Below are 13,675 nucleotides of genomic sequence, written 5' to 3'. Positions count from 1 at the left end.
CGGTTTCCCGTGCCATGACAACCGCTCCCTCAGTCTATTCGGCCCCGAAACCGTAACGAAGCTTCAGGCCCCACATGCGCGGTTCGCCATAGGTGGCGGTGGCAATGCCATAGGAGGACGCCGCCAAAAGCGCGCTTGGTTGCGAGATATAAGTCTTGTTCGTAACATTGGTGGCGAAGAGCGTCGCGTCCACCTTGGACCCAAGCACATGCTTCCATGTCACGTCGAGGTTAAGCAACGACAAGGGCGCGACTCGCTGGCCAGGCAGCGTGAAAAATTCGGGGAACTCAGAGCGGTGATACCAACTTCCACCAATGGTCACCTCACCGAAATTCTCTGGCAGTGGCAAAATATATTGCGCCGACAGGTTGACCATGTGCTTGGGCGTGCTCGGCAGCGGGTTGAGCGGGCAGAACCCGATTCCAGCTACCGGATTTGTCAACGGGTTGCTCGGACAAGCGATTTCCAGTTCACTCGGGCTCAGCCTGTTCAGATAGCGAGCATCCGTATAGGCCCAGGTTGCGCCAAGCGTCATTCCTTCGAATGGCACGAGCATTTGTTCCAGTTCGATGCCTTTTATCCTCGCTTCGGCGGCATTGGTTATGATCACGGCCGCCACACCGCCAGGACCAATCTGATTAACATTCGCTTGAATATCGGTGAAGCGATCCGTGTATGCAGCGATGTTGGTGCGCGCTCGCATCGAGCCGATATTATAATCGAGCTTGGCGCCGATTTCGAAGCTCAAGTCATATTCCGGACTGTAGGTGGGAACCACCCCCCCTGTCGAAACCGTGTTGATGCCTCCGGGCCGATAGCCGCGGCTGATCTTCGCGTAGACGAGTTTTCTTGGATCGATCTGATAGCTGAGGCCGAACGTGCCCGTCACCGCGCTCGAACTCTGCTTGGCCCTCGTGCAGGGCACGCTCGCCACGCCGATCATGGCGGGATAGTCAGCGAGATTGGTAACGCACTGCCCATGCGGCATAGCGGTCGCGCTAAGGTCTGCGTCGGTGAACGCAAAACCCAAATAGTTCGCGAACGACGCGTTGACCGAATCCTTGGTGTAGCGCAACCCGGCATCAAGCTTCAGACCAGGCAGGACGCTGGAGAGATCATAGCCGATTTGTCCATAGACCGCCTTGCTGCGCGTCTTTGGATAGCTGACGATAATTCTTTGTAGCGGTATGCCCAGTTGGCTGACGCCGAAATTTTCCGCTTTTCCTGGCACTTTCTGCCAGTCCCAATAGGTTCCTAAGGTATAATTCAACCTGTTATCGAAAGCGGTTCCCTGAATTTGCAGGTCTTCACTCCACTGTTCCTTATAAAAGGCAGGATCTGGGTAGAACTGATTAGGCGTGTCCACTGCAACGACCGAGCTACCATCGAAATCAGATCCCCAATGATTCTTGAAATAAATATAAGCCAAGACATTTTTAATTTCTATGTTGTCATTCAGCTTCAATACAGTCTTATTTACAACATAATGATTTTTAGATTTTGAATATAGTCCGTAATTCTCACCCCACATTGTGGAACCAATATTTATAGAGCGCGGCCCCAAGGCCCGTTGCGCCGCGATATCTGCCTGCATCTGAGCCACGAACGCCGGTCCATTCAGAACCGCGAGGAGGCCCAACGGGTTAAAATCGATCAGTTTATTTGAAGTGCCGTTCTCATTGACGGAGTTGTAATTGTAGATAAGCGTATTTTCGAACTCGTCGGTCGGCTTAAACAACACGCTGATACGGGCGGAGTCATAATGTACATCGTCGAGCTTCCGCCCGGAGCCCAGATTTCGCGTGTAACCGTCGCGCCGGTTGATTTCGAAAGCTCCGCGCACGAGCAACTTTCCTGGAACGATCGGTATATTGAGCGCACCGGCGACGCCTCGCAGGTCATAATTACCGGCCTTTGCCTCAACATATCCCTCGAAGCGATCGACGGGCCTTTGCGGCGCAACCATGACGTTGCCGCCGTCAGTGACGCGGCCGAACAACGTTCCCTGGGGGCCGCGCAGCACCTGGATGCTCTCCAGATCGAAGAATTGCCCGCGATTGAGGTTGAGGACAGGAACTTCGGCAAAATAGGTCACCACCGCGGGAAAGAGGGTTCCGCCCGCCTGACTCTGCCCCCTCAGGGTGAAAATAAGCGAGTTGCGCGAACCGCCGAAACCCTCCGAAGCATTGAGGCCCGGCACTGTGTACTTGAGATCCGTCACCTCGAAGTTGCCGCGACTGGCGATTTGTTCCGGTGTAACCGCGCTGACCGCGACAGGAACCGTCTGCATCCTCTCCTCTTTACGGCGTGCGGTGACGATGATGTCGCTGATGCCATCGCCGCCCGACTTTGCGGTCGGAACGTCAGGCGCAGAGGATTCGGCCGCCGACGCGGAACCTGCTGCCAGCAGCATCGCCATAGCAATGGAAGTCGTGGAGAATAGATGAGTACCCATGTCAGAATCTCTCCCGGAGCCTGTTTTGTTTCTCGTGCAAGATTGTACTATAATTTTATAGGACCACAATAGAAAATCGTGATGCCGGGCCTTGGCCGCGCGCCCACTGGAGGCAACGTCGCCCACGAGCCAACGCAAGCCGAACCGAACGACCACAGACGGCAAATGCCCATGCAGCCGCGACTTCTCAATGCGGCACCGGACCGCACTCCGCTCGGCTGGACCAGCCAGCCGAGCGCGCGTCCGGCAATATCCTGATCCGTACTCGCCCACCGAAATCCATCGAAGGACATCCGAGCGTAGCGCGGATCGAGTCCTATAGCTGAAACTCTTCCTTCAGCGCGATTTTGTCAGCCATGGGGCCACTATAATGTTCGGGCGCAGTATAGATGCGGCCGACCGGAATCTTGCTTGGACGCCAACCCATCAACGCCTGCAGTTCCGGGTCGAAGGTGGCGGCACGCTCCTGCGCCACCGCGACCGTGAAATTCTCCTGCGGCCTGGCCCAGTTCGCAACATAAGCGACGGTCATGCCGTGCCGGACTTCATCCGCCGTCCGGTTTGCTCCGCCGCCGTGATAAATGGAGCCCAGGGTGAAGAGCGCGCTCCCCTTGGACATCTCTGCCGCTATGGTTTCATAGGAAGCGGACTTCTCGAAATCCGGATATTGATCGAAGAGATGGCTACCGGGGATGACCCTGGTAGCACCATTCTCTTCCGTGAAATCGCTCAACGCCAGGATGACATTGACGAAATAGGTCGGATGATCCCGGGGCAACAAATGGGTATAATCGTCCGCGTGAATAATCTGGGCCGGCTCGCCCGGTCCGATCGAGACCGAACCGTAGCTGCTCAAAAGGCAATCCTCGCCTATGGTCGCACGCACCACGGGCAGAACTTTGGGCGCGATGGGGATTTGCTGGAAGATCGGCGCCGCGTTCAGAAGGTCGAAATAGCGGGCCGTCCTGTGGCCGTGGAAATCCTGCACATGGGCCCGACGCCACTTGCCCTTCATGCGCCCGAACTCAGCCACCAGCTCGTCGCAGAGGGCGGAATCGAGCGCGTCCGGCATGATCGAATATCCATTCGCGATCAGATCGTCGCGATGCCGGACAGTGAGATCGTCGAGCTCAAGGGCACTATCGTTCATGGTTCTCTCCAAGTCCATTTTGTTTCTCACAAGCGATTGTACTATAATCTTATAGGACCACAATATGAATCGTGAGGCGTGTCCGCTATAATTCAGCAGCGGTCATGCTGCTTGGGGGAAAATCACCTGCCGCTATGAAACGGCCTGCCCTGGCCCGGCGACCCATGTTCCGCGCCGATGTTGGTCACGATCTTTCCGACCACAAGCCCGCCCCTATTTCCGTCGTTTCGGCGCATGGAACCTTTCGTGGCCTATCAGCGCCAGCCCTTGCGCCCCTTGCCGCCGACAAGGCCGGCCGCGACCCGTTGCTTGAGAAGGGGGCGGGGACGGAAACGTTCGCCATAGGCCTCAAACATGATCTGCTGCGCCGACAGGCAAAGGCTGGATGTGGTCGCGTCCATCAATTCGAACGGACCCATGGGATGGCCAAGACCCAGACGGCAGGCAGTATCGAGATCCTCAACGCTGACCACGCCCTCCTCGATCAGGCGGACGGCCTCGATCATGAACATGTGCAGCACGCGGTTGATCGCGAAGCCCGGCACATCCTTCACCCGGATCGGGACCTTGCCCGTGGCTTCGGCAAGCGCATAGGCCCGCGCCACACAGGCTTCGCTGGTAAAGATCGCGGGGACCACCTCCACCAGCTTCATCCGACTGACCGGCGAGAAATAATGCATGCCGATAAAATCCGGACGCCGCGCCTCGCCGACATGCGATGCCAGCACCGAAATCGGAATCGTCGACGTATTGGTCGCGATCATCGCGCCCGGGGGGAGCACCGCATCCAGCTGACGCAGGACAAGAGCCTTGACGCCGGCATCCTCGAACACCGCTTCCGTCGCGATGCCGCAGGAGGAAAAGTCGGCGATGTCGACGGTCGGGCGGATGCGGGAGAGCGCCTGGGATGCTTCCGGCGCCTCGTAAAACCCTCGCCCAACCCCCTTGTCCAACAGCCTATCCAGACGGGCCATCGCGCCGTCCAGCGCTGTCCGGTCGCGGTCCAGAAGAAGCACGTCATGGCCCGCCAATGCCTGCACAAGGGCGATTTCGGCGCCCATCAGGCCAGCGCCCGCAACGCCACTCTTCTTATTTTGAGTCTGCATCATCATGCTACTATCTTGTGTTACAATATTGTCCTATTACTACCATGACACATGACCATGCAAGTCGATTCTGGCGAAAGCCGAAAATGCGCGAAAGGGAGGGAACATATGGCCGATATCGGCTCGGACGTCGTTGGCTTTGAGATGATCGACGATCATATCGCACTTGTTACGCTGCGCCGGCCCGAAGCACGCAATGCGATCAACGGCGCGGCCACCCGCGCGATGCGCCAGATCGTCGACAAGGTGGAAAAGGACCCTGATATCTGGGTCGCGATCCTGACCGGCGAAGGGGGCAAGGCCTTTTGCGCGGGCGCCGATCTCAAGGAAGTGTCGGCGGGCGGAATGAACGATCTGATCGATCCCGTCGGCGGCTTCGCCGCCTTTGTCCACGCGGACCGGGCAAAGGCCTGGATTGCTGCCGTCGATGGGGTCGCGATGGCCGGAGGATTTGAACTCGCACTGGCCTGCGACCTGATTGTCGCCTCCGAAGACGCGCGTTTTGCCCTGCCTGAAGTCAAGCGGGGCCTGGTTGCCGCGGCGGGCGGCATTTATCGTCTTCCCCGGGCGCTTCCACGCGCGATCGCGCTTGAACTCGTCGCGACCGGAGAGGCACTGCCGGCCAGCCGGGCGCTGGAGATGGGATTGATCAATCGGATGGTGCCGAAAGCCGACATATTCGACGCGGCGCTCGCTCTGGCTCGGCAGATTTGCGAAAATGCGCCGGTTGCCGTGCGGGAGAGCCTTAAAGTCGCGCGGCTCGCCTTCGACCGGACCGATTCCGATCTCAACCAATTAAGCCTCAGGGCACAGGCGGTCATCATGACCACCGACGATTTCGCGGAAGGCCCACGCGCCTTTATCGAGAAACGCCCTCCTATATGGGTCGGGCACTGATGCCGGGATATTCCATTATCGCGGCATGACTTCATCCCCTGGCTCCGCCTTTTCATCGAAGCGAGGGCATGGCTGATATGATAACAACCCGGAGACATATATGAACAAGAACACGCAATTGGCTCATTCATTCCTGGCGACGATGGCAAGCGAGGGACTTCCCGTCGCGATGGAGAGACATTGTAGCGCTGACTTCACATATTGGATGACAGGGGCCGGAGAAATCCAGGAACATGCCCAAGCGGCAAATGCCTATTTTCAGGCCCTGATCGAAGAGGGTAGCGAAACCCTCAAGATAATAGGCACGACTTCGGAAAATGACAGGGTCGCGGTGGAAGCCGAGACGCGCGCAAAGCTGAAATCCGGCAAGGAATATTTCAATCAATATCATTATCTTTTTTCGATTGATGGGGACAAGATTTCTTCCGTTCGCTCCTATTTCGATACGGCACTGGCACAATCGACGCTGAACCCCAGCGCATGATGAAATCCGTGCGCGGGTAATTTGAGGAAGCATCGTCTTCCTCGATGGTTTGACAGCCGGATCGAGCGCATTCCGTCATTTTGGTCATCGGATCATGGGAAATGCGCCCATGATCCGATGCCCTCGCCAGCCCTATTCCCTCGTCGGGAACTCGGCCTTTTCAACTCCCTCCCGTGCAGTGGAAGAAGCTTCGACCCGGCGACAATGACGCCACGCCCATTCCATGAACGATATGGGAGTCAGCCCCTGTCGTTCGACCTGTTCACGGAAGTCGCGAGACCCAGTTTACGGAAAAGACCGGCATCGGCATCCGTCCCGGCATTGCCGGTCGTCAACAGCCGGTCCCCGGTGAAGATGGAATTTGCCCCGGCCAGGAAGCAGAGCGCCTGCGTGGTCTCGCTCATGCTCTCACGCCCTGCCGACAGCCGCACCACCGCGCCCGGCATCGCGATCCGCGCGACGGCGACGGTGCGGATGAATTCGATATCGTCGATGGGGGCGGGAACATCCTTCAGCATATCGCCGAGCGGCGTGCCTTCTATCGGCACCAGCGCATTGATCGGCACGCTGCCCGGATGTTCGGGCAAGGTCGCCAGCGCATGGATGAAGCCGATGCGGTCGGCCCGGCTCTCACCCATGCCGACGATGCCGCCCGAACAGACGTTGATGCCGTTTTTTCGGACCCGCGCCAGCGTATCGAGCCGATCATCAAAGGTCCGTGTCGAAACCACCTTCTCATAATATTCGGGAGAGCTGTCGATATTGTGGTTGTAATAATCGAGCCCCGCTTCCGCCAACCGCTCGGTCTGCTCGTCGGAGAGCATGCCGAGCGTCATGCAGGTCTCAAGCCCCATCGCCCTGACGCCTTCGATCATCGCCACGATGGCATTCATGTCGCGATCCTTGGGGCTGCGCCAAGCCGCACCCATGCAGAAGCGTTCGGAACCGCTTGCCTTGGCCGCGCGCGCCGCTTCCAACACCTCGTCCACGGCCTTGAGCTTTTCGGCCTTTACGTCGGTGTCGAAAGACGCCGACTGGCTGCAATAGCCGCAATTCTCCGCGCAGCCGCCGGTCTTGATCGAAAGCAGCGTAGAAAGCTGGACAGTATTCGGATCATGATGCGCGCGATGCACCTTCTGCGCTTGCCAGAGCAGGTCGTTGAACGGCAGATCGAACAGCGCGGAGATTTCGGCGCGGGTCCAGTCGGTTCTTATGGTCGCGTCGGCTGCTCCGGCACCTTTCTCGACAGGAAGCGCTTTTTCAATCACGTCATTTGTCGCCGTCATTTCGCTGGCTCCCTAAATCTTCTCGAAGAGCGTGGCGTTAGCCATGCCGCCGGATTCGCACATCGTCTGAAGACCGAAACGGCCGCCGCTTTCATCTAGCGCGGCGAGCAGGTTGATGAGCAGGCGGCCGCCGGACCCTCCGGCGGGATGACCCAGCGCAATCGCTCCGCCATAGCGATTGACGCGATCCGGCGACACGCCCAGATCCTTGATCCAGGCGAGCGGAACGGAGGCGAAGGCCTCGTTGACCTCGAAAGCCGCGATATCGCCAATGGACAGCCCTGCGCGATCGAGCAGCTTGCGCGTGGCGGGCATGATCGCGGTGAGCATGAGGAGCGGATCGTCGCCCGCGACCGCGAAATGCGTGATCGCGGCGCGCGGCTTCAGACCCAGCCGCGCGGCCACGCTTTCTTCCATGATGAGCGCCGCCGCCGCGCCGTCTGTGACCTGGCTTGCATTGCCAGCGGTCACACTCCAGCGGATTTCGGGAAAGCGGGCAGACATGGCCGCATCCTCGAACGCGGGTTGGAGCGTGCCCAGCCGCTCCAGCGACGTCTCGCGGCGCAGCCCCTCATCATGGGTCACCCAGCGGGCACCCTCCGGGGCTGGAACCTCGACGGGAATTATGCTGCGCGCCGTAAGCCCGCTGTCCTCCGCAACTGCGGCGAGACGGTGCGAACGCAGCGAGAAGGCGTCCATCTCTTCTCGCGAAACATTCCATCGTGCCGCAATGAGTTCGGCGGAGACCCCCTGGCGTATGAACCCGTCCGGATAGCGTGCCTTGAGCCGCACCCCGTCGGCGTCCTTGCCGAGCCGGTTGGCGCGCATCGGAACAAGGCTCATCATCTCGACGCCGCCAGCGATCACGATGTCATAGGCGCCCGCCATGACGCCCTGCGCCGCGAAATCAAACGCCTGCTGGGCCGATCCGCATTTGCGGTCGAGGGTCACGGCGGGCACGCTTTCCGGGAAGCCCGCCGCCAGCGCCGCCTGCCGGCCGATATTGCCCGCCTGTTCGCCGACCTGAATGACGCAGCCGGTGATGACATCCTCTACCAGCGCCGGATCGATGCCCGTGCGCGCGACAAGGCCGCGCAATATCTGTGCGTAGAGATCGACCGGATGGAGCCCGTCGAGCGCCCCTCCCGCACGGCCGCGGCCAAAGGGCGACCGCACGACATCGACAATGACGGCGCGGCGCATGGTCAACGGCTCAGCATCAGCGACAGGCCGGCGCTGCGGAACTGCACATAGGGCGAAGTCGCGGTTTTCATCAGCTTGGCCGCCTGATCGAGTTCGGGCGACGACAGCATCGGATAAGAGCGCTTGAGCGGCCCCGCCTCGCGCATTTTCTGCAGATCCGATTCAGGCATGAGCGCACGCAGAATGAGTTCGTCGTCGTCTTCGGTGCCGTAACGCTTGCGCAATTCCTCGATGGTCGGCTGTTCGGGCGGATGATCGAGGACATGCTTCGCGCGCGGACAGTTCATGATCCGGTCAAGCACATTGGCATCGATGGGCGCGACCGGCTCACCATAATAGCCCGCCGCATATTCGACGATTTCGTCAGGGATGATGGCATAGCGCTCCCCCTTCACCACGTTCAGCACCGCCTGGATGCCGACCAACTGACTGAAGGGCGTCGCCATGCCGGGATAGCCCAGTTCGCGCCGCACGACCGCGACTTCCTTGAGCACCTCGTCGAAGCGCTCGGACATCCTGTGCTGGGCCAGCTGCGCCTTGAGCGTGCCTATCATGCCGCCGGGAATCTGATGCAGGGTCGAGAGCACATTATATTCATTATGCTGGTTGACCAGGAAGCCCGCCGCCTTGCCGACCTTTTCGAAATGATCGGCAACCGGGGCGAACAGGCTCTTGTCGAGGCTGTGGGTGTGACCCAGCAGTTCGATATTGTCGACCACGCTTTCGGTCGACGGCACCGACGGGCCGTTGGCCATCGGCCGGCTCGCCGTGTGCAGGATGGTGACGCCCAACGGGATCGAGTCGAGATAGGCCTTGCCCGACTGGCCGAGGATGTTGTTCGCATGGAACTCGATCGGCTTGCCGCGTGCCTTCGACACGATCGCGGGGAGCAGCGTCGTCAGCCGCTCCTTCTCGAGCACGCCAGCCGTGTCATAGAGCAGGATGGTGTCGATATCGTCCGACGCCGCGAGCTTGTCGACCTTGTCGGCATAATAAGCGTCGTCATGGACCGGAGAGAGCGTGAACATGATCGCGCCCGCGACCTCCGAACCGAATTCCTTCGCGACCTTGGCAAGCCGCAACATCTTGTCGATGTTGAACAGCACGTCATAGATCCAGAAGCTGCGCGCCCCATGCCGGTTGAGCTGGCGCATCCAGGCATCCATCAGCGCGTCGGGGGTCGTGCGGAAAGTGACGCTGGCGTTGGAGCGCATGCCCGAACGGAGCACCGAATGGGGCATCGCCTCCACCAGCGCGTCCATCATCGCCCAGGGATTTTCCCGGCAATGGCGGATCAGCACCTCGAAATGGTTCGAACCAGTGAGATCGATCACACGGAAGCCCGATCGGTCGAGCCAGGATGCGGCCGGCAGCGCCATGCCCGCCTGCAACCGCATGCCCCACAGGCTCTGCTGCCCATCCCGGATGGTTTGGTCGAGAAATTCCACATGAGCCATGAGGTCAGCGTCCTTGTCGCGCGCGGAAGGCGGGGAGCACTTGCGTCTCCAGCCAGCGCGTATTGATGGAGTTGGTCCGGAAATCCGGATGGGCAACGATGAATTTCAGCAGCGGAATGTTGGTGGCGATGCCTTCGACCTGGAAGTCGTCCAGCGCCTGGGCGAGCCTGTCGACCGCTTCTTCCCGGCTTGCGCCATGCACGATCAGCTTGGCGATCATGCTGTCATAATAGGGCGGCACCATCGCGCCGGATTCCATCGCGCTGTCGACCCGCACGCCCGGGCCGTTGGGTGGCGACCAGCGCGTGATGCGCCCGGGACAGGGCATGAAGTCGCGGTCCGGGTCCTCGGCGATGATCCGGGCCTCGATGGCGTGGCCCTGCGCCTGGATATCCTCCTGCTCGAACCCGGCGATGGCGCCGGTCGCGAGGCGGATCTGCGCCTGAATGAGATCGGTGCCGGTAATCGCTTCGGAGACGGGATGCTCGACCTGGATGCGGGCATTCACCTCCATGAAGAAGAATTCCTCAGTGGCGCTGTCGTAGAGAAACTCCACTGTCCCGGCGTTGCGATAGTCGATGGATGAAAGCAGCTGCACCGCCGCGGCATGAAGCCGCTTGCGCACATCGAGCGAGAGGATGGCGGCGGGCGCCTCCTCGATCATCTTCTGGTAGCGGCGCTGGATCGAGCAGTCGCGTTCGCCGAAATGGACCACGCCGCCCTTGCCGTCGCCGATGACCTGAACCTCGATATGCCGCGCCACTTCGACATAGCGTTCGATGAACAGCGTACCGTCACCGAACGCCTCGCGCGCGGTTGTCACCGCCTGATCGAAAGCCGCGGCCAGTTCCTCGGGCGCATGGGCGACGACCATGCCCCGCCCGCCCCCGCCCGCCGACGCCTTGGTGATGACGGGATAGCCGATCTGCTCCGCAAGGCGCAGGGCATGGGCCAGATCATCGACGGCTTCGCTGCCGCTGGTCATCGGCACATTCGCCGCCTTGGCCATGGCGCGGGCGGAAAGCTTGTCGCCAACCTGCTGGATCGATTCCGGCGTGGGTCCCACGAAGGCGATGCCTTCCTCCGCGCAGAGCTGGGCCAGTTCCGCGCGCTCCGACAGGAAACCGTAACCCGGATGAAGCGCCGTGCAGCCCGTTTCCTTGGCGGCATGCACGATCAATTTCGCATTGAGGTAGGAATCGCGCGCCGGTGCCGGACCGAGCACGACGGCGCGATCCGCCGTGCGGGCGCCCAGACCGTCGCGATCCGCTGCCGAGACTCCCAGAACAGCCTCCATGCCGAGCGCCTGCGCGGCGCGGATCGCCCGAAGCGCGATCTCGCCCCGGTTCGCGACGAACAGCCGTCCTTTCGAGGGGGCGGGGTCAGGCATCGGGTTCGATCAGGAACAGCGGCTGGCCATATTCGACCAACTGGCCATCCTGCGCATAGATTTCGCGCACGGTACCGGTCGCGGTGGCGCGCAGCGTGGTGAACAGCTTCATCACCTCGATCAGGCAGAGTTCGGAATCCTTCGCGACACTCGCGCCCAAGTCGGTGAACATCGGCACGCCCGGCTTGGGCGCCCGGTAGAAGGTGCCAAGGCTGGGCGCGGTGACCAGCACCCAGCCCGGCGGCACGACGGGATCACCCGCGCTGGCGGAAGGCTGCGCCGCTCCGGCGGGTGCAGGCGCGGGGGCCGACGGCGCTGGCGTTGGAACCGAAGGCAAAGCGGGAACGGAGGGCGCGCCCGCCAGAGCCGAACCGCTGCCGTCCTTGCTGAGGAACAGGTCGAAATCACCGAGTTTGAGGTGCATGGCCTTCCACCCGGTGCGCTCGAACAGCGCCATCAGCGCTTCGATATCCTGTGTCGAAATCTCGCTCACGCTTGTCCTTTCAAATTTCGTTGGGGCGTTCGGCCGCCACCAGCAGCGCCGGCAATACCGGCTTTGTTACGATGGTCGCGGCCCCTGCCGCGATCGCTGAGCGAACGGCGCTCGCGTCATTGGCGAACAACGCGCCCGACACGGTCGCGCCGCGCGGCAGCGACGCGAACAAGGCGCTGGCCTCCTCGACATTTTCGTCGAAATCGATGGCGTCGCCGCCGCCGCCGGAGGAGGATGTGACGACAATCGACGCCCTCTCACTGGCCCAGGCCGACAATTGGCGCAGGACCGCATCATCCTCTTCGCGCGGCGTCACCACGGGAAGAGCGCCGGGATAGATGTTGCCCGTCTGGCCATCGACGGTTACCGTCTGGCCTTCGAACGCCGCCAATGTACCCTCCCCGCATCCGACGACGCAGGGCCGGCCGAGCGCGCGTCCGACGACGGCGGCATGGCTTGTCGATCCACCATGTTCGGTGAGGATCGCGCAGGCGGCGATCATGCCGTGCAGATCGTTGGGACTGGTCGTCGCGCGGGCCAGGACCACCGTTTCGCCCAGCCCGGCGCGGCGCTCCGCCTCATCCGAATCCATCACCACGACGCCCACACCCACGCCGGGCGAAGCGGCCTCGCCGGTCAGCGCCGGGCTGATGCGGTCGGCCGATCCCTCCGCGAGTTGCGGGCTGAGGAGGATGCGCACCTGTTCGCTCGACACACGCGACAGCGCTTCTTCGGCATCGATCATGCCTTCGGCCACCATGTCGACCGCGATCCGTGCCGCTGCGCGCGGCGACCGTTTCGCCGCGCGGGTCTGCAACAGATAGAGCTTGCCGCCCTGCACGGTGAACTCGATGTCCTGAACGTCGCGGTTCTCCTGCTCCAGCTTCCGCGCGGCGGCGAGCAGTTCGTCATGCACCTCCGGCATGGTTTCCCGCATCGCCACGAGGGGTTTGGGCGTGTGCTTTCCCGAAACAATGTCTTCGCCCTGCGCGCCGCCAAGATATTCGCCATAGGCTTCCGGAGCGCCGGACAGCGGGTTGCGGCTGAACAGCACGCCCGTTCCCGAACGGTCGCCTTCATTGCCGAACACCATCGCCTGCACCGCGACGGCCGTGCCCAGATCGTGGGGAATGCCGTGATGTTCGCGATACCGCCGCGCGCGGCGTGAATTCCAGGATTCGAATACGGCACGGATAGCCGATTGGAGCTGGGCGCGAACATCGGTGGGCACGCCCTGCCCGGTCTCGCGCTCGATCGCGGCGCGCCATCCCGAAGGGTCGCCGGCGGGATCGATCTCCAGCTCGCCTTTCAGAACGATGTGGGTGTAGAGGTCGAGGAAGCGCCGGTGGGTATCGCGCGCAAATCCGGCGTCACCGAAATCCGCGGCCAGTTCGGCCTCGGTGGCATCGGTGATGCCAAGGTTGAGGACAGTGTCCATCATCCCCGGCATCGATATCGCCGCGCCCGATCGGACCGAGACGAGGAGCGGACGAGGCCCCTTGCCGAAGGTGCGGCCGGTACGGCTTTCGAGCCAGGCGATGCCCGCGTCTATCTCATCGGCCAGCCTGTCCGGCTCAGCCCCTTCCGCAAGGAAATGCGCGCAGGCGCGGGTGGTGATCACGAATGCCGGCGGCACGCTGAGGCCCAGCGCGCTCATCCGCGCGACCGACCATGCCTTGCCGCCGATCAAAGCCTTGTCCGGCAGGCTCGATCCGTCGAGGGCAAGGACCCATTCTCCCAGGGGAAGCGCCATG

The 13,675-nt window shown here is 61.5% G+C and carries 11 protein-coding genes; 2 read left to right on the top strand and 9 right to left on the bottom strand.

Going from position 1 to position 13,675, the window contains the following annotated elements:
• Positions 1-34: 34 nt before the first annotated feature.
• The 3 genes from HHL26_RS00895 to HHL26_RS00885 form a co-directional block, all read right to left on the bottom strand.
• Entirely contained in the window at positions 35-2,455 is a 2,421-nt protein-coding gene (locus tag HHL26_RS00895) for a TonB-dependent receptor (protein ID WP_169575719.1), read from the bottom strand.
• A 316-nt stretch (positions 2,456-2,771) separates the two neighbouring features.
• Complete coding sequence (locus tag HHL26_RS00890; RefSeq protein WP_169575718.1) at positions 2,772-3,605, bottom strand: phytanoyl-CoA dioxygenase family protein; 834 nt, start codon at positions 3,603-3,605, stop codon at positions 2,772-2,774.
• Positions 3,606-3,859: 254 nt separating this feature from the next.
• Positions 3,860-4,717, bottom strand: coding sequence for a 3-hydroxyacyl-CoA dehydrogenase family protein (locus HHL26_RS00885; RefSeq protein WP_206377297.1), 858 nt, complete (start codon positions 4,715-4,717; stop codon positions 3,860-3,862).
• Positions 4,718-4,819: 102 nt separating this feature from the next.
• Here HHL26_RS00885 and HHL26_RS00880 point away from each other — a divergent pair, with 102 nt between their 5' ends.
• The gene (locus HHL26_RS00880; RefSeq protein WP_087573635.1) at positions 4,820-5,608 is read left to right on the top strand and encodes an enoyl-CoA hydratase-related protein; all 789 of its coding nucleotides are present in this window, start codon (positions 4,820-4,822) and stop codon (positions 5,606-5,608) included.
• 100 nt (positions 5,609-5,708) lie between these two features.
• Entirely contained in the window at positions 5,709-6,092 is a 384-nt protein-coding gene (locus HHL26_RS00875; RefSeq protein ID WP_169575717.1) for a nuclear transport factor 2 family protein, read from the top strand.
• A gap of 239 nt (positions 6,093-6,331) precedes the next feature.
• On the opposite strand, the gene bioB is transcribed toward HHL26_RS00875, so the two are convergent.
• From bioB to HHL26_RS00845, 6 genes are all read right to left on the bottom strand, one after another.
• Complete coding sequence (gene bioB / locus HHL26_RS00870) at positions 6,332-7,306, bottom strand: biotin synthase BioB (protein ID WP_346765555.1); 975 nt, start codon at positions 7,304-7,306, stop codon at positions 6,332-6,334.
• An 84-nt stretch (positions 7,307-7,390) separates the two neighbouring features.
• The gene (locus HHL26_RS00865; RefSeq protein WP_169575715.1) at positions 7,391-8,581 is read right to left on the bottom strand and encodes a thiolase family protein; all 1,191 of its coding nucleotides are present in this window, start codon (positions 8,579-8,581) and stop codon (positions 7,391-7,393) included.
• 2 nt (positions 8,582-8,583) lie between these two features.
• A complete protein-coding gene (locus HHL26_RS00860; protein ID WP_169575714.1) occupies positions 8,584-10,038 on the bottom strand; it encodes a pyruvate carboxylase in 1,455 nt (484 codons plus the stop codon).
• A 4-nt stretch (positions 10,039-10,042) separates the two neighbouring features.
• On the bottom strand, positions 10,043-11,428 hold the full coding sequence (locus HHL26_RS00855) for a biotin carboxylase N-terminal domain-containing protein (RefSeq protein WP_169575713.1): 1,386 nt from the start codon (positions 11,426-11,428) through the stop codon (positions 10,043-10,045).
• Positions 11,421-11,921 (bottom strand): biotin/lipoyl-containing protein, encoded by a 501-nt coding sequence (locus tag HHL26_RS00850; RefSeq protein ID WP_254911413.1) that lies wholly within the window; start codon positions 11,919-11,921, stop codon positions 11,421-11,423. Before HHL26_RS00850 ends, HHL26_RS00855 begins: the two co-directional genes overlap by 8 nt.
• Before the next feature lie 10 nt (positions 11,922-11,931).
• Positions 11,932-13,674, bottom strand: coding sequence for a pyruvate, phosphate dikinase (locus HHL26_RS00845; RefSeq protein ID WP_169575712.1), 1,743 nt, complete (start codon positions 13,672-13,674; stop codon positions 11,932-11,934).
• Position 13,675 lies beyond the last annotated feature (1 nt).

Source organism: Sphingobium sp. TB-6 (genome assembly GCF_012927365.1).
GTDB lineage: Bacteria > Pseudomonadota > Alphaproteobacteria > Sphingomonadales > Sphingomonadaceae > Sphingobium.
This window is presented reverse-complemented; position numbering and strand designations above follow the sequence as displayed.

Bases quoted from the DNA above. Each gene is read 5' to 3' on its own strand.
- HHL26_RS00860 (WP_169575714.1), bottom strand. From the start codon at position 10,038: ATGGCTCATGTGGAATTTCTCGACCAAACCATCCGGGATGGGCAGCAG.
- HHL26_RS00895 (WP_169575719.1), bottom strand. From the start codon at position 2,455: ATGGGTACTCATCTATTCTCCACGACTTCCATTGCTATGGCGATGCTG.
- HHL26_RS00885 (WP_206377297.1), bottom strand. From the start codon at position 4,717: ATGATGATGCAGACTCAAAATAAGAAGAGTGGCGTTGCGGGCGCTGGC.
- HHL26_RS00880 (WP_087573635.1), top strand. From the start codon at position 4,820: ATGGCCGATATCGGCTCGGACGTCGTTGGCTTTGAGATGATCGACGAT.
- HHL26_RS00890 (WP_169575718.1), bottom strand. From the start codon at position 3,605: ATGAACGATAGTGCCCTTGAGCTCGACGATCTCACTGTCCGGCATCGC.
- HHL26_RS00875 (WP_169575717.1), top strand. From the start codon at position 5,709: ATGAACAAGAACACGCAATTGGCTCATTCATTCCTGGCGACGATGGCA.
- HHL26_RS00845 (WP_169575712.1), bottom strand. From the start codon at position 13,674: ATGGCGCTTCCCCTGGGAGAATGGGTCCTTGCCCTCGACGGATCGAGC.
- HHL26_RS00855 (WP_169575713.1), bottom strand. From the start codon at position 11,428: ATGCCTGACCCCGCCCCCTCGAAAGGACGGCTGTTCGTCGCGAACCGG.
- HHL26_RS00865 (WP_169575715.1), bottom strand. From the start codon at position 8,581: ATGCGCCGCGCCGTCATTGTCGATGTCGTGCGGTCGCCCTTTGGCCGC.